Annotated in this window: 15 protein-coding genes; 8 read left to right on the top strand and 7 right to left on the bottom strand. The window is 68.7% G+C overall.

Going from position 1 to position 18,552, the window contains the following annotated elements:
* Position 1: 1 nt before the first annotated feature.
* The 5 genes from AC57B8_RS25465 to AC57B8_RS25445 all read right to left on the bottom strand — a co-directional run bounded on the left by AC57B8_RS25465 (position 2) and on the right by AC57B8_RS25445 (position 5,199).
* A complete protein-coding gene (locus AC57B8_RS25465) occupies positions 2–646 on the bottom strand; it encodes a paraquat-inducible protein A (RefSeq protein WP_062480238.1) in 645 nt (214 codons plus the stop codon).
* 20 nt (positions 647–666) lie between these two features.
* Entirely contained in the window at positions 667–2,097 is a 1,431-nt protein-coding gene (locus AC57B8_RS25460) for an MFS transporter (protein WP_496481115.1), read from the bottom strand.
* A 1-nt stretch (position 2,098) separates the two neighbouring features.
* Positions 2,099–3,316 carry a multidrug effflux MFS transporter gene (locus tag AC57B8_RS25455; RefSeq protein WP_167395025.1) on the bottom strand — a complete coding sequence of 406 codons (1,218 nt, stop codon included), beginning with the start codon at positions 3,314–3,316 and terminating at the stop codon, positions 2,099–2,101.
* A gap of 99 nt (positions 3,317–3,415) precedes the next feature.
* Positions 3,416–4,027 (bottom strand): pyridoxamine 5'-phosphate oxidase family protein, encoded by a 612-nt coding sequence (locus AC57B8_RS25450; protein ID WP_496481114.1) that lies wholly within the window; start codon positions 4,025–4,027, stop codon positions 3,416–3,418.
* The gene (locus AC57B8_RS25445; RefSeq protein WP_070060646.1) at positions 4,024–5,199 is read right to left on the bottom strand and encodes an MFS transporter; all 1,176 of its coding nucleotides are present in this window, start codon (positions 5,197–5,199) and stop codon (positions 4,024–4,026) included. Before AC57B8_RS25445 ends, AC57B8_RS25450 begins: the two co-directional genes overlap by 4 nt.
* Before the next feature lie 78 nt (positions 5,200–5,277).
* Between AC57B8_RS25445 and AC57B8_RS25440 the strand changes: the two genes are divergently transcribed.
* Both AC57B8_RS25440 and AC57B8_RS25435 read left to right on the top strand, forming a co-directional pair.
* A complete protein-coding gene (locus AC57B8_RS25440; protein WP_496481113.1) occupies positions 5,278–6,159 on the top strand; it encodes a LysR substrate-binding domain-containing protein in 882 nt (293 codons plus the stop codon).
* A gap of 78 nt (positions 6,160–6,237) precedes the next feature.
* Positions 6,238–7,458, top strand: a complete 1,221-nt coding sequence (locus AC57B8_RS25435) for an MFS transporter (RefSeq protein WP_496481112.1) — start codon at positions 6,238–6,240, stop codon at positions 7,456–7,458.
* Between the two features lie 10 nt (positions 7,459–7,468).
* Here AC57B8_RS25435 and AC57B8_RS25430 read toward each other — a convergent pair whose 3' ends face one another.
* Positions 7,469–8,026 (bottom strand): methylated-DNA--[protein]-cysteine S-methyltransferase, encoded by a 558-nt coding sequence (locus AC57B8_RS25430; RefSeq protein ID WP_492742896.1) that lies wholly within the window; start codon positions 8,024–8,026, stop codon positions 7,469–7,471.
* 252 nt (positions 8,027–8,278) lie between these two features.
* Here AC57B8_RS25430 and AC57B8_RS25425 point away from each other — a divergent pair, with 252 nt between their 5' ends.
* From AC57B8_RS25425 to AC57B8_RS25400, 6 genes are read left to right on the top strand one after another with little or no spacing between them, the layout of a single operon-like run.
* Positions 8,279–8,881, top strand: coding sequence for a GspH/FimT family pseudopilin (locus tag AC57B8_RS25425; protein WP_492742858.1), 603 nt, complete (start codon positions 8,279–8,281; stop codon positions 8,879–8,881).
* Complete coding sequence (gene pilV / locus AC57B8_RS25420; RefSeq protein ID WP_496481111.1) at positions 8,878–9,477, top strand: type IV pilus modification protein PilV; 600 nt, start codon at positions 8,878–8,880, stop codon at positions 9,475–9,477. The genes AC57B8_RS25425 and pilV overlap by 4 nt, the downstream gene beginning before the upstream one ends.
* Positions 9,474–10,490 carry a PilW family protein gene (locus tag AC57B8_RS25415; protein WP_496481110.1) on the top strand — a complete coding sequence of 339 codons (1,017 nt, stop codon included), beginning with the start codon at positions 9,474–9,476 and terminating at the stop codon, positions 10,488–10,490. Before pilV ends, AC57B8_RS25415 begins: the two co-directional genes overlap by 4 nt.
* Positions 10,487–11,095: a PilX N-terminal domain-containing pilus assembly protein gene (locus AC57B8_RS25410; RefSeq protein WP_496481109.1), complete on the top strand. Its 609-nt coding sequence runs from the start codon at positions 10,487–10,489 to the stop codon at positions 11,093–11,095. The genes AC57B8_RS25415 and AC57B8_RS25410 overlap by 4 nt, the downstream gene beginning before the upstream one ends.
* Before the next feature lie 4 nt (positions 11,096–11,099).
* Entirely contained in the window at positions 11,100–11,603 is a 504-nt protein-coding gene (locus AC57B8_RS25405) for a type IV pilin protein (protein ID WP_496481108.1), read from the top strand.
* 50 nt (positions 11,604–11,653) lie between these two features.
* Complete coding sequence (locus AC57B8_RS25400; protein ID WP_496481107.1) at positions 11,654–15,460, top strand: pilus assembly protein; 3,807 nt, start codon at positions 11,654–11,656, stop codon at positions 15,458–15,460.
* Positions 15,461–15,487: 27 nt separating this feature from the next.
* Here AC57B8_RS25400 and AC57B8_RS25395 read toward each other — a convergent pair whose 3' ends face one another.
* The gene (locus AC57B8_RS25395) at positions 15,488–18,544 is read right to left on the bottom strand and encodes an FAD-binding and (Fe-S)-binding domain-containing protein (RefSeq protein WP_496481106.1); all 3,057 of its coding nucleotides are present in this window, start codon (positions 18,542–18,544) and stop codon (positions 15,488–15,490) included.
* Positions 18,545–18,552 lie beyond the last annotated feature (8 nt).

The following is an 18,552-nucleotide window of genomic DNA, read 5'->3' as shown; positions in this document are numbered from 1 at the left end:
TTCATGCGCGCACCTCCGGCGCGGCTGCATCCTCTTCATCGGCCTTGCGGAAGGTCATCTCCCAGAACGCGCCGGGGTTGAACGACAGCACGGCCGTGAGCGTCACGGTGAGCGCCACGAAGGCCCACAGCGCGGGCCCCGGCACCACCGTCGCCATGCTCGACAGCTTGACGATCGCCACCAGCACGCCGAGCAGGAAGACCTCGATCATTCCCCAGGGCCGCAGCGACTGCATCATGCGCACCAGCACCGCGAAGCCCCAGGGCCGGTGCGCGCGGGCCAGCGGCACCAGCAGGTAGGCCAGGATGCACAGCTGCAGCAGCGGAAACAGGATGGTCGTGGCCAGCACCAGCAGCGCCACCGGCGACATGCCCTCGGCGCTCAGCACCACCACCGCGCCGGCCAGCGTGGTCTGGCTGCGCAGGCCCTGCAGCTCGATCTCGACGATGGGAAACAGGTTGGCGATGGCGAACATGATCAGGCTCGCGACCGTCAGCGGCAGGATGCGCCGCTGCTGCGCGCCCGGGTGCCGGTCGAGCTCGGTGCCGCAGCGCGGGCACTCGGCCACGTCGCGCGGCGCCAGCGGCGTGCGGGCGTAGACCGCGTCGCAGCCCGGACAGACCACGGTGTCAGGTACTTCCTTCATGAGGCCGTACCCTACCTTATTCAGGCATGCGGACTTGTCGTCTTCAGCCGCAGACTGCTGAAAACCGCCGCCACCGCCGCGCAGCCCGCTGCCAGCACCAGCGCCACCACCGGGCCATGCCCGCCGTGCGGGCTCCAGACGCTGAATACCGCCGCCAGCACCACGGCCCCGAGCGTCTGCCCCGTGAGCCGCGCCGTGCCGAGCATGCCGCTGGCCGCACCACTTCGGTGCGCCGGTGGCGAACTCACGATGGTGTGGTTGTTCGGCGACTGGAACAGGCCGAAGCCCAGGCCGCACAGCGCCATGCGCCAGGCGATGTCGGCATTGCCCGGGTGCGCCGGCAGCGCCGCCAGCAGCGCCAGGCCCGTGGCCAGCAGGCCCAGGCCGATGCCGCCCAGCAGCCCGTCGGGGTAGCGTCCGATGAGCCGCCCGGCGATGGGCGCCATCACCACGATGGCCAGCGGCCAGGCCGTGATCAGCAGGCCGGCCTCGATGTGGCTGCGGCCGTACACGTCGAGCAGCAAAAACGGCAGCGCGATGTAGGCCAGCATCTGCGCGCAGAACGCCGCCACCGAGGTTCCCATCGACAGCGCGAACACCGGGATGCGCAGCAGGTCGATGGGAAAGAGCGGCACCGCCTGCGTGCGCTGGCGCCGCAGGTAGACGAAGCCCACCGCCAGCCCGGCGCCCAGCGTGGCCCAGGCCGACCACGGCGTGCCCGTGGCCTGCACCCCACCCTCGCGCACGCCCAGGTGGTCCACGCCGAGGAAGACCAGCGAGAACATCAGCACGTTGAGCGTCACGTCGACCAGCGAAAAGCGCGCGCCTGCGGCCGGCGCCGAGCGGTTGAACGGCAGCGCCCGCATGCCCAGCGCGAAGGTGACGATGCCCAGCGGCACGTTGATCGCAAAGAGCCACGGCCACGACGCTACCGACAAGATCGCCGCCGCCACCGAAGGCCCGGCCACCGACGAGGTGGCCACCACCAGCGAATTGATGGCCATGCCCCGCCCCAGCTGCGCCGAGGGGAACGTGAGCCGCACCAGCGCCGCGTTGACGCTCATGATCCCCGCCGCGCCCAGCCCCTGGAGTGCGCGCGACGCGATCAGCGTGCCGAGCGAATTGGCGAAGGTCGCGGCCAGCGACGACACGGTGAACACCGCCATGCCCACCAGGTACACGCGCCGGTAGCCCACGAGGTCGCCCAGCGAGGCCAGCGGCAGCAGCATCACCAGCGTGGCGATCTGGTAGGCGTTGACCACCCAGATGGCCTGCGCCGGCGTGGCCTGCAGCTCGCGCGCGATGCCGGGCAGCGCCAGGTTGACGATGGTGCCGTCGAGCACCGAGACCGTGAGCCCGAGGATGATGACCAGCATCGCCCAGCCGCGCGCGGGCGCGGCCAGGCCGTCGAGCTGGGCCTGCGGGCCGTTGCCTGTCATGGCGACCGTCATGTCAGGCCTCCTGCGCCCTGCCCCCGGTCGGCTCCGAGCGCACACCGCCGAGCGTGAGCCAGGTCAGCACCAGCGCGATGAGCGCGCCGGCGGCCATGCCCGCCACCATCGGCAGCGGCCGGCCGTTGGAGAACAGGCCCACCACCGCCATCGCGAGCGCGCCGGTCAGCATCTGCAGCGTGCCCAGCAGCGCCGAGGCCGTGCCGGCGATGGCGCCGTGCATCTCGAGCGCCAGCACGCCGGTGGTCGGGATCACCAGGCCCATGAAGCCCGAGGCGATGAAGTACAGGACGATCAGCACCCACAGGTTGTCGCCGCCCATCGCGAAGTACACGAACATGGCGACCATCGCCACGCCGCAGCAGGCCACGCCGAACTTGACGAGGTTGACCAGCCCGTAGCGCTCGCCCAGCGAGCCCGTGAACTGCGAGGCCGCGATGAAGGCCGCCGCGTTCACGCCGAAGGCCACGCTGTACATCGCGGGCGACAGGCCGTAGTGGTCGATCATCACGAACGACGAATTGGCCAGGTAGGTGAAGAAGCCCGCCATCGCGAAGCTGCCGATGAACACCAGCCCGAGGTAATGCCAGTCGCGCAGCAGCAGCCAGTAGGCCGACAGCGCGCTGCCCAGGCTGCTTTCGACACGCTCGGAGGCCGGGCGCGTTTCGTCGAGCAGCTTGACCATCATGGCCAGGCCCGCCACCGCGGCGATGGTGACGGCCCAGAACACGCCGCGCCAGCCGGTGAAGGCGATGACCAGGCTGCCCGCGAGCGGCGCCAGGATCGGCGACACGCTGAACACCAGCATCAGCAGCGACATCAGCCGCGCGGCGTCGGTGCCGGTGTGCAGGTCGCGCACCACGGCGCGCGGAATCGCCATGCCGGCGGCCGCGCCCAGGCCCTGCACGAAGCGCAGCGCGATCAGGGTCTGGATGTCGGTCGCCAGCGCGCAGCCCACACTGGCCAGCGCGAACAGCACCAGCCCGGCATACAGCGGCGGCTTGCGCCCGACCATGTCGGAGATCGGGCCGTAGAGCAGCTGGCCCGCGCCGAGCGACAGGAAGAAGGCGGTGAGGCTCATCTGCACCGCGCCGATGTCCGCATGCAGGCTTTGCCCGATGGCGGGCAAGGCCGGGAGGTACATGTCGATCGCGAAAGGCCCGATGGCGGAGAGCAGGCCCAGCAGCAGGGCCATCTTGAAGAACGGAGAAGAACGCATTGGGTCGATTGTGGCGAAGGCTCGCAATCGGTGCAGGCGTGGGGTCGGCGGCTTTCGCCGCTAGTGCATTCGTTCTACCGGACGGTACGCCGCGCCCGCTCAGTACAGCGTGGCCTGCTGCCGCGTGGGCAGTTCGCGGTCGTAGGTGACGCCGTCGAAGGCCGCATCGGTCAGCGCCGAAAGGATGGCACCTGGCGTCGGCACGGTGCGCGGCGCGTCCGGCGGCACCGGCGCCCAGAGCTTGGAACGCTGGATGGCGCGGGAGCACTGGAAGAACACGGTCTCGACACTGATCTCGATCACACACTGCGGCGCACGCCCTTCCACCGCGAAGCGCGCGAGCAGCTCGGGCGCCACGCTGATGCGTGCGCGTCCGTTCACGCGCAGAGTCTCGCCCACGCCCGGAATCAGGAACAGCAAGGCCACGCGCGGGTCGGCCACGATGTTGCGCAGGCTGTCGATGCGGTTGTTGCCGCGCCGCTCGGGCAGCAGCAAGGTCTTCTCGTCCTGCACCGCGACGAAGCCCGGGGCGTCGCCGCGCGGCGAGGCGTCGAGCCCGCCGGGGCCGGTGGTCGCGAGCACCGCGAACGGCGACGCGGCGATCAGCGCCTGGTAGCTCGGGTGCAGGTACGGCACTTCCTTCTTGAGCGAGGCTTCGCCCGGCTGGCCGAACAGGGCGTCGAGTTGGGCGACGGTGTCGATGGTGGTCATGGGGCGATGTTCTCCTGGATCGGGGTGGATGGCGATGCGCGCCGGACACAGGCCAGCGCCGCCACCGCCAGCAACAGCGCGGCACTACCGTAGATCCACGGCGGCGAAGCGATCGGCAGCAGCACGCCGGCCAGCAAGGGCCCAGCGCCCGCGCCGATGTCGCGCCAGACCGCGCGGGCCGCGAGCGCCCGCACGCGCTCCGGCCCCGGTGTGCGACGCGCCACGATGGGCGGCAGCAGCGGCAGCTGCAGCGCGCGCAGCACCACGATCAGCGCCGCGCAGCTCCACAGCCAGCCCAGGCCGAAGCCCACGAGCGCGAGCGACGTCACCAGCGACAGGCTCACGAGCAGGCGCTCGGCGCCGAAGTGCTCCGCCATGCGCCCGCCCACCGGCCCGAGGAAGATTTCCGCAAGGTAGCGCAGCGCCATCAGCACGCCGGCCACGATCACCGCGCCGCCGGGCAGCAGGTCCTTGCCGAGGTACGACAGGCCCACGATGAACAGGCCGTCGAGCGCCAGCCCTTCCATGAAGGACCAGCCGTCCAGCGCGTTCGGCCGCGAGAAGCGCCGGGTCGGCGCGGCACTGTGGTGCGGCTTCGACGGCAGCCGCCGCGTGACGAACAGCGCGAGCAACGACACCACCGCCAGCACGCCGAAGATCGCGCGCGGCCCGACCGTGTACGCCAGCAGCGCACCGAGCGGCAGCGCAAGCACCGGCCCGGTCGCGATGAAGGCGCGCGAACGCCCGCTGCGCCGCGCGGCACCGAGCGGGTCGGCCGTGGCCAGGGCCTGCGTCGACAGGTTGAGCGCCGCGAAGCACAGGCCCCAGGTCAGCCGCAGCGGCAGCAGCGCCCAGAAACCCGAGAGCGTGGCATAGCCCAGCCCGCAGCAGGCGGCGGCCACCACGGCCAGCGTGCAGCTCGCCCGGTCGCCATGGCGCGCATAGAAACGCGCCACCCAGCCGTAGCCCGCGATGCGCACCAGCCGGTTGGCCGCCAGCAGCAAGCCGACCTCGGCCAGCGAGACGCCGAACTGCGACGCGTACATGGGCAGCAGCAGGTAGAGCACCACGTCGGCCGGCAACGACAGGCCGAGCGCCATGGCGGCGTGGCGGGAATCCAGGTCGGTGGAACGGACGGGAACGGCGGGAGAAAGCGGTGGTGCGGCGGACATCGAGCCCGTATCGTGCCCGCTCGCGCTGCCCGCCGACAAACGACATTCCCGCGCGGCATGCGTGAGAAAATCGCACGCATGCCGCTTCGCGAACCGCCCCTCCATGCCGTGCGCGCCTTCGTGGCGGCGGCCCGCCACCTGAGCTTCACGCGTGCCGCGGTCGAACTGCACGTGACGCACAGCGCGGTGAGCCGGCAGATCAAGAGCCTCGAGGCCTGCCTGGGCGTGGCGCTGTTCGAACGCCGCATCCGGCAGGTCACGCTGACGCCCGAAGGCCAGCAGTTCTTCGCGGAGACCGAGCCCGCGCTCGCGCAGATCCACGCAGCGGCCCGCGCGCTGCAGCTGCAGGGCCCGGCGCGCGCGGTGCGCATCAACGTGCGGCCGTCGTTCGCGGTGCGCTGGCTCATTCCCCGGCTGCCGTCGTTCGTGGAACGCCATCCCGATATCGAGCCGCAGGTCGTCACCAGCACCGTCATGCCCGAGCAAGCCACGGACAGCTTCGACATCGCCGTGCGCCGCGGCCTCGAGGGCTGGCCGTTGTCGATCCAGGTGCGGCCTTTCCTTGAAGACGAAGTGCTGGTGGTCGGCGCGCCGGCGCTGTTCAAGGCGCAGCCGCTGCCCGACCTGCGCGCCCTCGCCTCGCATGTGCTGCTGTCAGCGCGCACGCGCAAGGACGACTGGGACGACTGGAAGAAGCAGGTCGGCGCACCGCGCGCGCGGCCGGCTGGGCGGCTGCAGTTCGATCACCTGCACTTCGTGCTGCAGGCCGCGGTCGACGGCCTGGGCATCGCGCTGGCGCCGACCTCGCTGGTGGCGCACGACCTGGCGTCGGGGCGGCTGCAGTCGCCGCTGCCTGCGTTGCGGATGACGCTGGAGCGCTACTACTACGGCCTCGCGCCCGATGCGGCGCCCGAGGCAGTGTGCGTGGCCGAGTGGTTCGAGCAGATGAACGCGGGCTGAGGCTTCCACGTCCGTAAACGGCCAGCGGCAGACGGGCGCGGCCCCGAGGATGCGGTCTTTCTCTTCGTGTGCCGCCCCATGCCCTCGCCTCTACCCCGTTCCTTCTCCCGCCTTGCCTGGGCCAATCTTGCGGCGCAGTCCGCCGAACAACTGAGCCTCGCGGCCGTGCCGCTGGTGGCCGTGCTCGCGCTCGGCGCCGGGCCGGGCGAGATCGGCTTTCTCGCGGCGGTGCAGACGCTGCCCTTCCTGCTGGTCTCGCTGCCGATGGGCCTGCTCGCGGACCGCATGTCGCGCCGCCGGTTGATGGTCTGGGCCGAGGGGCTGCGCGCCGTGTCGCTGCTGGCCTTGCTCGGCATGGTGCTGTCGTCGACGCTGGGCATCGGCGGGCTGGCCGTGCTCGGGTTCCTTGGCGCGGTCGGCACCGTGGGCTTCAGCGTCGCGGCGCCCGCACTGGTGCCGGCCCTCGTGCCGCGTGACGCGCTGGCGCGCGCCAACGGGCGGCTGGAGTTGGCGCGCAGTGCCGCCTTTACGGCCGGGCCCGCGCTCGCAGGCGCGCTGGTCGCTTGGGCTGGTGCATCGTCGGCCTTCGTGCTGGCGGCGGTGCTGTCGGTGGCGGCCGTGGGCCTGTTGTTGCGCCTGAACGAAGCGCCCCGCCCCGCGGCTACGTCGCGCCATCCGCTGCGCGACGTGCACGATGGTGCGCGCTTCGTCTGGCAACACGCGTTCCTGCGGCCGATGCTGATGACCGGTGCGGTCTTCAACATCTCGTGGTTCGTGCTGCAGGCGGGCTATGTGCCCTATGCCGTGCGCGTGCTGGGCCTCGGCGCGCAGGCCGTGGGCTTCACGCTCGCGATGTACGGTGCAGGCATGGTGGTCGGTGCGCTGCTGACCTCGCGCGTGACGGCGCGGCTGCCGTTTGGCCGTGCGATCCAGGTCGGGCCGGCGGTGGCGGTCGCCGCGGCCGCGACGATGGCGGCCACGCTCGTCGTGCCGACCGCCTCGCTGGCCGCGCTTTCATTCTTCTTGTTCGGCGCGGGGCCGATGGTCTGGGTCATCACCTCGACCACGCTGCGCCAGAGCGTGACGGCCTCGGCGATGCTGGGCCGCGTGTCGGCGGTGTTCCTCACGGTGAATGCGGGTGCGCGCCCGGTCGGTGCAGCGCTCGGCGGCCTGGTCGGCGCCTTGTGGGGCGAGCCGGCCTGCCTGCTGCTGGCGCTCGCGGGCTTCGCGTTGCAGGCCGTGATCATCTTCGGTTCGCGCATCGCGGGGCTGCAGCAGTTGCCGGTGCCTGCGGCCTGAGCACGCCAGCTCAGAACAGCGAGCGCGTTCCGCTCGGCGTTGCGCCTTCGATGTCGAGCATGCGCAGCTTGGTCAACGCACCGCCGCCCGCCGAGAAGCCGCCCGGCTTGTTGCCCGCGGCCAGCACGCGGTGGCACGGCACGACCGGCGCGAAGGGGTTGTGGCCCATGGCCTGGCCGACCGCGCGCGACAGGCCCTTGTCGCCGAGCTCTTCGGCCACCTCGCCGTAGGTGCGCGTCTGCCCCGGCGGAATGCGCCGCGCGATCGCATAGACGCGCTGGTGGAATTCGGACACGCCGCGCATGTCGAGCTCGATGTCGCACAGATCGTCGGTCGCGCCTTCGAGCAGCGCCTGCACACCCGTGATGGCGTGCTGCGCGCGTGGCGACGGCGGAGCTTCCTGCAGGTCAGGAAAGCGCCGACGCATGCGCGCACGCGTCGCGGTCTCGCCCCGCTCTTCGGGCAGCTGCACACCGACCAGCCCCTGCGGCCCCCAGGCCAGCGCGCAGACGCCGATGGCGGTCGGGAACAAGGCAAAGCCGGATTCGGAAGGGGATGCGGCAGTCATCGGAGCATTGTGATTCAAGGTTGAAAAACGACGCGCGGACACGGGCGCGAAGCCCACTTCCGCAGAAGAGAAAAAGTACCAGCCAAACACCCCGAAATACCAGACTTTCATTCGGCGCTTCGAGGCATTTCCGCTCATCCTTTCGAACGCGCCGAACGTCGGCAAGCCGTTGTCGGACATGTGCATCGGCCCCTAGTCTCGCGCCCAGAAGTTGTCGGCTGAAATTCCAAAACAACAGGGAGACACATGCACATGAGGCCACGCGATTCTTCGCGGCCGGCGCGGCTGCGCGACCAGCGCGGACTGACGGCCATCGAGCTGATGGTCACGCTGGCGATCCTCGCGATCCTGATCGGCATCGCGGCGCCTTCGATGACGCGCTTCATCGTGCAATGGCGGCTGTCCAACGCCGTCAACGCCGTGACCGGTTCGTTGCGCACCGCACGCACCGAAGCCATCGCCCGCGCAAGACCCGTCGTCGTCTGCCAATTGCGCGCAGGCACCGAGGTCGAGTGCGAAACCGGCTCGGGCGGCAGCGATTTCGCGGCCGGCTGGATCGTCTTCGCCAAGAACGACCGCGACGGCGACTTCGCCTATTCCGAGTCCACAGACGAAGTGCTGTTGCGACAGGACGCACTGCCTAGCATCGCGAAGATTGCCCTGGGCAAAGCCGGCCGCTTTGTCTTCCTGCCCAATGGTCTGGTGAGCTCGGGGAGCAACAGCATCACGGTCGAGGCCCCCGGTTTCGAAACAGCCAGTACCACCCCATGGGCACGCAAGACGCTGTGCATCAGCAAGCCCGGGCGCATCCGCTACGCCGCGGATGGCGAAGATTGTTCGGGCAACGACGAATGAAGCGCCCCACACAACAGCGCGGTGCCACCCTCATCGAGGTGCTGGTCGCCATCGTCATCCTGGCCATCGGCCTGTTCGGCATGGCCGGCCTCACCTCGGCGGCCCTCAAGTACAACCAGTTCTCGCGCATGCGCGCCACGGGCCTGAGCCTGGTGAACGACTACGCGGAACGCGCCCGCGCCAACCTCGCCGGCTTTGCCGGCTACACCCACGCCAAGGCCTACAACGCCAGCACGCGCGAGGCTGCCTCCACGGACCCCACGCCGCCGCCCGCCGCGTGCGAGGTCGACACCTCCGTTCCCGACAGGCCGGTCAACACCTGTGGCGCGGCCATTGCCGCCTACGACCTCGCGCAGTGGCTCACGAATGTCGGGAACCGGCTGCCCGGCGGCACGGCCTACGTCACGACGGAACTGGTCGACGCGGCCTCCGGCGTGAACGGCCTGCCGGCCACGCGCGTGCTGAACATCTGGCTGATCTGGCGCGCCATCGCGGAGGACACGGGCTTCGCGCTGCACCAGACCTGCCCCATCGCCGGCGCCAACATCGCGGCCCCGACAGAGGTGAACTGCATGTACTTCCGGGTCACGCTGTGAGCACCGTCTTCACTGCACTCCCACGCACGCGCAACGCGGCCCGCGGCTTCACGCTGATCGAGCTGATGATCTCGCTGACGATCGGGCTGGTGATCCTGGCCGCCGCCCTGTCCACGTTCTCGACCTCCAGCCGCAGCAGCCAGCTGTCGCAGGCCGAGACGCAGTTGAACGAGGACGGCATCCTCGCGCTCAACCTGATCCAGCAGCAGCTCAAGCAGGCCGGCTATTCGCAGCAGCTCATCCCGAGCAACGGCGCCACGGTGATGGGCAACTACGCCGGCCCCGCCGTGCGCGGATGCACCGGTGGATTCACCGACGCCGCAGCCGCCTTCGACAAGCTGTCGTGCACGGGCAAAGGCAGCGACGCCATCGCCATCCGCTACGAAGCCACCACCGACAACACCATGCCCACGGGCACCGACGCCAAGCTGGCGAGGAACTGCCTGGGCAACGGCATCAACGCCCTCACGCCGTCGCAGGTGAACCCGCCGCCCACGCCGCCCCCCGGCGCGCCCCCCGGCGCGCCCCCACCCGCCAACTACGCACTGGCCGACAACCGCTATCTGGTGACAGACGCGAGCACGGCGCCGATGCTGTCCTGCCGCGGCATGGAAAAGCGCGACGCCGTCAACGCCATCGGCCCCTCGCAACCGCTGCTCGCCAACGTCGAGAGCATGCGCATTCTGTACGGCGTGGCCAGCCGTCCCAGCATCGAACTGGCGGCCACCTACGACCCGCTGCGACACCAGATCGTCAAGTACCTCGATGCCGCGGGTGTCGATGCCCTGCCCGGCAGCGGCGTCCTTGCCGATCTCGCCGAAGACCGCTGGAGCCGCGTGCTGAGCGTGCGCGTGTGCCTGCAGATGCGCAGCGACCGGCCGGTGCGCGACGTGCCCGACGGTGGCCTTGCCTACAAGCGATGCGACAACACCGACCGCACCAGCACCGACGGCTACCTGCGCAGGACCTTCACCACCACGGTGCTGCTGCGCAACCGCCTGATCACCCCATGAACACGAAGCCATCCCCTCTTCCGCGCCGCGTCGCCGGCCGTGCGTACGAACGCGGCGTGGTCCTGATCGTCACGCTGGTCCTGGTCGTGATCCTGTCGCTGGTCGGCACCTTCGCGATCCGCAATGCCACGCAGAGCGAGCGCAGCGTGAACGGCATCCGATCAGCCGAAGTGGCCCGCGAGGCCGCGGAGACCGCGCTGCGCTTTTGCGAACAGGTGGCCATCTTCGACGGCGACGACAAGGACTACACCGACTACGCCTCCGTCGGCATGCGCACCCGGAGCATCACGACCCCCATCGGCTCGGAGTTCGACGAAACCGCGGCATGGCGCAAGAAGGCCAGCTGGGTCGGCAACGGCGCAATCGTCGTTCCGAAGGCCTACGTCAACAAGAAGCCCACCGGCACCGCGGTCGACGCGACGCCCCTGGAGATCGAACCGCGCTGCCTCATCCAGAAGATCGCCACCACCTCGACGCCCAAGCTGACCGGCTACCTGATCACCGCCCGGGGCTTTGCCAACAACGCCAGGTTCGAGACGTCGACCGGCGTCGCCACCCAGGGCGCCGAAGCCTGGCTGCAGTCCGTGCTGACGCGCGACAAATGACTTCATGACCTTCATCGCCATGACACGCCTGCCTTCTGCTTTTTCGCGCTCCCGCCGCGGCTTCACGCTGATCGAAGTCATGGTCGTCGTCGCGATCGTCGCCATCCTGGCCGCCATCGCGCTGCCGAACTACCAGGAGCACGTGCGCCGCTCCAAGCGCGCCGAAGCCCAGGGCATCCTGATGGAGGCCGCGCAGTTCATGCAGCGCTACTACTCGGCGAACGACCGCTACACCGCTGCCGCGGGTGATGCCGGCGAGGAGACCGAGCAGAAGAAAGGCGCAGAGAGCCTGTTGCCCAAGGCCTTGCAGCAGTCGCCGAAGTCCGGCGCCGCCAACTACACCATCGCCGTCTTCGCGCGCGACACCCCACCCAGCTACATCCTCAAGGCCACCCGCACCGGCAGCATGACCGGCGACCGCTGCGGCACGCTGACCTTGAGCGGCCTGGGTGTGAAGGACATGGATGACGAGGTCACGGGACTGCTGACGAAGGAGTGCTGGCGATGAATCTCGCACGCCGTCCTCAGCGCCCCACTTTCAACCGCAGGGAAAACCGCATGACCGCCACGCGCCCGCTTCTTGTTCCGGCACCCGCCAAGGCTGCACGCATGCGGCGAGCCTTCGTCAGTCTCGCTGCCGCGTGGAGCGCGGCGCTTCTTCCCGTCGGCGACGCGCTGGCCGCCACGACGCCGAGCCAGACCCCGCTGTACAACGCCGTGCCGGGTGCCAAGCCCAACCTGATGTTCGTTTTGGACAACTCCGGGTCAATGGACGACGAGATGCAGGACGGGTATGCGGTCAACGACCAGTGCAAGGGAGCAGAGAAGAATTGCGAGGGCAAGTTCGGGTGGTATTCGATGCGGTCCAGCAACATCAACACCCAGTACTACAACCCGGCGATCACCTATAGCGCCAGAGTCGATGCGACCGGAAAGGAAAAGCCCAACCCGGTTTCTTTCGTGGACAACCAATCGTCCACCGACAGAAGGCCCTTGCACGAAGCGGGGATGACGACAAGCACCAAGAAGTTCATCTACGTTCTGTGCAAGAACAACGACTGTTCCAGCGAGGCCAATCGAACAGTTGGCACCATCGGGGCGCTCGATGTCGGCAATGTCCCCTTGCCACCCGGACACAGGCGAACCGACTGCGGGAGCGCCAACGAATGCACCGCGGCGTTGGAGCGCAAGAACATCGCGAACTGGTACATGTGGTACCGCAACCGCGCACTCGCCGTCAGCACCGCGCTGGGCCTGGCGATGCAGAGCTACGACAACAAGTTCAGGGTCGGGTACGTTCAATACAACCAAAGCGTGGCGGAAGTAGATCCGAGAAACCCGGCCAAACCCGCCGAGCACATCGTCAGCGGCGTCAACTACTTCAAGGACGAGTCCACCGCTTCGGGACAGAAATGGAAGTCCAGGTTCTATAGCTGGATCTACGACATCGTCCCCAACGGAGGAACGCCGAGCCACAACGCCCTGAGACTCGCCGCCGACTATTACGCCGGCAAGGAGACCGCGACCTATGCGACCTCCTCGCTGACCCACCCCTGGAAGAACGATCCGAACGACGTGACGAGCGGCGAATTGAGCTGCAGACGCGCTTACGCCATCGTGCTGTCCGATGGCGCCTGGAACTCGGGCACGGCACAAGACATCGACACGCGCTACACAGCCACGACCGCCAGCACCAACTACGACGGCAAGCCTTCCGGCAGTGCAGCGAAATTCAAATACGACCCCAAGGGCGCTCCTGCCCACGACAGCCTGGACCTGCCCCAAAGGTTGAGCGCCAGAAACCTCTACATCCCCTACAGCGATGGCGGCACCAGCAGCAACGGTTTCGCCGACCTCACGGCCCGCTACTTCTGGCACACGGATTTCTCCAACACCCTGTCCAACGACGTGCCACCCGTGGAGGGCCAGCACAACCCCACCTTCTGGCAGAACATGACCACGTACACCATCGGCTGGGGCCTCACGCCCTCGGGCGACTCACCCCTCAAGAAAGGGCTGACGTGGGCGCAGATCGAGAAGTACAACAGCGACTGGCTCGCCGGCAATCCGGCCACGCCGCCGCAGTGGGCAACCGGCAACCTGAACCTCGACGGATCGGACGCGGGCGACGCCCGGCGCGTCGACGACTTCATCCGTGCCGGCTTCACCGGCGGCGGCCGTGCCTACAGCGTGTACTCGGGCGAGGACGTGCGCCGCGCGCTCGACAACGCCTTGAGCAGCATGGTCGGCTCCGGCAACGACGCCGGCGTGGCCGTATCGGGCAACAGCAACGAGTTCCAGACGCTGCAGGGCCAGTACAAGTACACGACCGAATACCAGACAGCCGACAACAGCGGCGACATCAAGGCCTTCGCGCTGAATGCCGACGGCGCCAACGCTGTCTTCGACGATGCAGGAAAGCCGAAGCCGGCCTGGTCTGCCAATGCCAGGATGCCGGCCGTGGACAAGCGCACGATCCTTGCCCTCTCGAACTACGACCCCAACGCCCCCGGGAGCGCCCAGCGCACGGCGCTCACCTACGGCACCCGGCTGAGCGACCTGCCGAACGATCTCCAGGCCCTGCTGAATGCCGACAAGCAGCAGTCCACCGACGAACGCTTTGTCCGCTACCTGCTGGGCGAGGACCCGCAGAAGGATGTCGGCGGCACGGTCTACCGGCTGCGCAGGCAGCCCATCGGCGCCTCGGTCAACTCACCGCCGGTGTTCGTGGGGGGACGCTTCGACATGGGCTACGGCACCTTCGGCGCGGTCGACGGCAAGGACACCTATGCCGACTACAAGGCGCTCAAGACCACGCGCCCTCCCACCATCTTCGCGGCCACCAACAACGGCAAGGTCCATGTGCTGAACGCCGGCAGGAGCGACGCTGCAGGCAGCGAGCTGGCCGCGTTCATGCCCAAGGGCGCCATGGCCTCGCAGATCGACCTCGCCGGCGCGAACTTCCGCTTTCGCTACACGCTCGACGGCCCGCTGGTCGAGCAGGATGTGTACGACAGGAACGGCCAGACCCCGGCCGGCGAAAAGAACACCTGGCGCCAGCTGGTGCTGGGCACGGGCGGACGCGCGGGCCCTTTCATGTACGGACTGGAATCGCCGTTGAACAACGCCGACCGGACCCCGGGCAAGGAACACTTCCTCTGGGAAGTGAACAACAAGCACAAGGACTATCCCCACCTGGGCCATGTGACCAACAACCCCGCCGCGGGCCAGCTGGACGACGGCACCTGGGTGATGCTGACCGGCAACGGCCACTACCCCGAAACGCAGAAGGTCGGGCTGTACGTGGTGGAGGCGCTCACCGGCAAGCTCAAGCAGTTCATTCAACTCCCCACGGGCTATGGCGGCGAGGTCAGCGGCGGCAACCGCGGCCTGGGTGGCGTGGTCGCGGTGCGGGACAGCACCCGCCGCATCGTGGCAGCCTACGCCGGCGACGCCAACGGCAACCTGTGGCGCTTCGAACTGCGAAGCGCGAAGTTCGCGGCCTCCGTTCCCAGGCGGCTGTTCACCACGCCACAGGGCAGAAAGCAGCCCATCTATGCCGCGCCGACCTGGCAGGTCCACCCGGGCGACGGAAGCACCTGCACCTACAGCGCCACCTCGCAGTGCGGCGCCATCGTGGTGATCGGCACGGGCATCCTGCTCGACGAAGACGACCTGGCCATGCCAGCCACGAAGCAGGCCCTCTACGGCCTCTGGGACCAGACCCCGATCGGAGGCGACGACAAGGCCGGCGCCGTCGCGCTCAGCACCTCGAACCTCGTGACGCAAACCATCATTCCTGTGGCGAAGACCGGCGCCGGCATCGAGGAGGGAAAGGACTTCTACCAGCTCAGCACGAATGCCGTCGATTGGAAAACCAAGAAGGGATGGCAACTGAACCTCGGCACCATCACCCACCCCGGCGCGATGGCCAACGGCGAGCGCGTGGTCGGCGACCTCGCCAACCTGGGCAGCAGCGTGATCGTCTCGTCCTTCCTGCCGGAGGACAAGAAACAGGGCATCGAGTCCTGCACGGCCACGGGCAGCCTGCCCAACATCATCTATGTGCTCGACGCCCTCACCGGCAAGAACAAGAACTCCTTCGACATGGATGGCAACGGCAGCTTCGACGCGTATTCGGTCGTCTCGATCCCTAGCGGCGGCTTCACGCGCGGCAACGTGAACTCGCGCAACATGGTCGGCCAGCCCAACGAAGGCCAGCCGGACGGCAAGCCCAGGAGCAGCTGCACCAACGAAACCGGCTTTCTCACCGGCGTGGGCGGCACGCAGAAAGCCGGTGACGGCTGCCCGGACTCCCGCACCTGGCGCCGCAGCTGGCGCCAGGTGGTCTCGCCACCCTTCTGAGTTCCGAAAGAGAAAGCCGCAGCCGCCTCAGAGCATCATGTGCCGCGCCAGCAGCACCGCCACATGCACCGCCTCGCGCTGCGCCCCGTCGCCGATCTGGTGCCTGCAACTCGTGCCGTCGGCCACCACGATCGCATTGGGCTTGGCGCGGATGGCGGGCAGCAGGCTCGCCTCGGCCATCTGCATCGACACCTCGAAGTGGCTCGCCTCGTAGCCGAAGCTGCCGGCCATGCCGCAGCATGAGCTTTCGATCAGTTCGGGCTCGGCACCGGGAATCAGCTTCAGCACCTCCATGATCGGGCTCACCGCGCCGAAGGCCTTCTGGTGGCAGTGGCCGTGCAGCAGGATCGGTGCGGTGGCCGGCTTCAGTGCGAGTTCGAAGCGGCCGGCCTTGCGTTCGCGGGCGATGAACTCTTCGAACAGCAGCGCCTGCTTCGCGACGGCCTGCGCCTTGTCGCCGAAGCCCATCACCAGCGTTTCGTCGCGCAGCGTGAGCAGGCACGAGGGCTCGAGCCCGACGATGGGAACGCCGGCCTGCGCCAGCGGCAGCAGCGCGTCGATCAGCGCCCCGGCGCGCACCTTGGCCTCGTCCACCATGCCGCTGGCCAGGAAGGTCCGGCCGCAGCAGTGGTGCCCGCCGCCCTTCTCCACCGTGTGCAGCGCATAGCCCGCGGCGTGCAGCACGCGCGCCGCCGCAAAGACGTTCTCGCTTTCGAAGGTGCCGTTGAAGGTGTCGACGAACAGCACGGCGACCTTCTCGCCGCGCGCTGCGGCAGCCAGCACCGAGGCCTGATCGGAAAACAGGCCGGCCGCCACCGCGTCCTTCGCCCGCCAGAAGGTGTCGGTGCGCCACTCGGGCAGTGAGCGCTTGGCCGAAAAGCCCAGCATCTTCTCGCCCAGCCATGCCGCGCCCGGCACGCGGTTGCGCAGGTTCAGCAGCCAGGGCATGCGGCTGGCGCGGTGCGCGTAGTCGGGCATGTAGGCGACCAGCCTGTCTTTCAGCGTGTGGCCGTGGCGCTTCTTGTAGTGGTCGAGAAACTCGACCTTCATCTTCGCCATGTCGACGCCCGTCGGGCAGTCGCGCTTGCAGCCTTTGCAGCCCACGCACAGGTCCATGGTCTCGTGCATGGCCTCGCTGGTGAAGGCGTCGGCGCCGAGCTGGCCCGACAGCGCCAGGCGCAGCGTGTTGGCGCGCCCGCGCGTCAGGTGCTGCTCGTCGCGCGTCACGCGGTAGCTGGGGCACATGGTGCCGGCGTCGAACTTGCGGCAATGGCCGTTGTTGTTGCACATCTCCACGGCCTTGGCGAGGCCGCCGGTGCTGTCGCCGCCCGTGCCGGGCGCGGTGGTCACCTCGGTCACGGGGTCGGCGTTGACGTTCCATCCCGACCAGTCGAGCACGGGCTTGAGCTCGATGCGGCGGTACGGCTTCGGTGCCGTCGGCGGCGCAAAGCGGAACAGCGCGCCGTCGTCCATGCGCGGCGGGTCGATGATCTTGCCGGGGTTGAACAGGCCGATCGGATCGAGCTGCTGCTTGATCGCGCGAAAAGCCTCGTTGATCACCGGTCCGAACTGCCATTCGATCCATTCGCCGCGGCACAGGCCGTCGCCGTGCTCGCCGCTGAAGGCGCCCTTGTACTTGCGCACCAGCGCGCTGGCTTCTTCGGCAATGGCGCGCATCTTGGCCGCGCCGTCGGCGCGCATGTCGAGAATGGGCCGCACATGCAACGTGCCGACCGAGGCATGCGCGTACCAGGTGCCACGGCTGCCGTACTTCGCGAACACCTCTGTCAGCGCGTCGGTGTATTCGGCCAGGTGTTCGAGCGGCACCGCGCAGTCCTCGATGAAGCTCACGGGCTTGCCGTCGCCCTTGAGGCTCATCATGATGTTGAGGCCGGCCTTGCGCACTTCCCACAGGTTCTTCTGCCGACCGTCGTCGGGCATCTCGACCACGCTGCCGGGCAGGCCGAGGTCGCCCATCAGCTCGACCAGCTGCTTCAGCTGCGGCAGCAGCGCGGCCTTGTCGGCGCCCGAGAACTCGACCAGCAGGATGGCGGCGGGCTTGCCGATCAGCGCCGTTTCCACGGTCGGCTTGAACGCAGGGTTGGCCAGGCTCAGCTCGATCATCGTGCGGTCGACCAGCTCCACCGCCGTCGGCCCGAGCTTCACGATGTGCTGCGCTGCGTCCATGGCCGCATGGAAGGTCGGGAAGTTCACGATGCCCAGCACCTTGGCGCGCGGCAGCGGCGCCAGCTTGAGCTTTAGGCTGCGCGTGTAGGCCAGCGTGCCCTCGGCGCCGATCAGCAGGTGCGCGAGGTTCACGCTGCCGTCGGCCGTGTACGGCTTCTCGCTCTGGTTGTCGAAGATGTCGAGGTTGTAGCCCGCCACGCGGCGCATCACCTTGGGCCAGTGCTGCGCCATGGCGTCGCGGTGCTCTTGTGCCAGCCCGTGCACGAACTGCGCTATGCCGGCCGCGCGCGCACCGAGCGTGCCCAGCGGACCAAATTCGACCAGCTCGCCACTCGACAGCCACGCGCTCGCACCGAGCACGTTGTGCACCATGTTCCCGTAGGCGATGGAGCGCGAGCCGCAGGAGTTGTTGCCCGCCATGCCGCCCAGCGTGGCCTGCGCGCTGGTCGACACATCGACCGGGTACCACAGCCCATGCGGCTTGAGCTGCGCGTTCAGGTGGTCGAGCACCAGGCCGGGCTCGACCGTGGCGGTGCCCTCTTCCACGTTCACCTCGAGCACCTTGCGAAAGTGCTTGCTGTTGTCGATCACCAGCGCCGCGCCCGTGGTCTGGCCGCACTGGCTGGTGCCACCGCCGCGTGCCAGCACCGGCACCTTCAGGTCGCGCGCGATGTCGATGGCGGTGGCGATGTCGCGCTCGTTCGTGGGCACGAAGGCGCCGACCGGCGTGATCTGGTAGATCGACGCGTCGGTGGCGTAGCGCCCGCGCGAGCCGTCGTCGAACAGCACCTCGCCCTGCGTGTCGGTGCGCAGCCGGCGCGCCAGCAGTTCGCAGGTGTCGTTGGGCGGAAGAACGGTTCCGGCTGGCTGCATGTGGCTGGCGGGATCGATGCGCATGGTGGGGT

The organism is Variovorax sp. BGA-UO-ETr-C22 (assembly GCF_059567965.1).
This window is presented reverse-complemented; position numbering and strand designations above follow the sequence as displayed.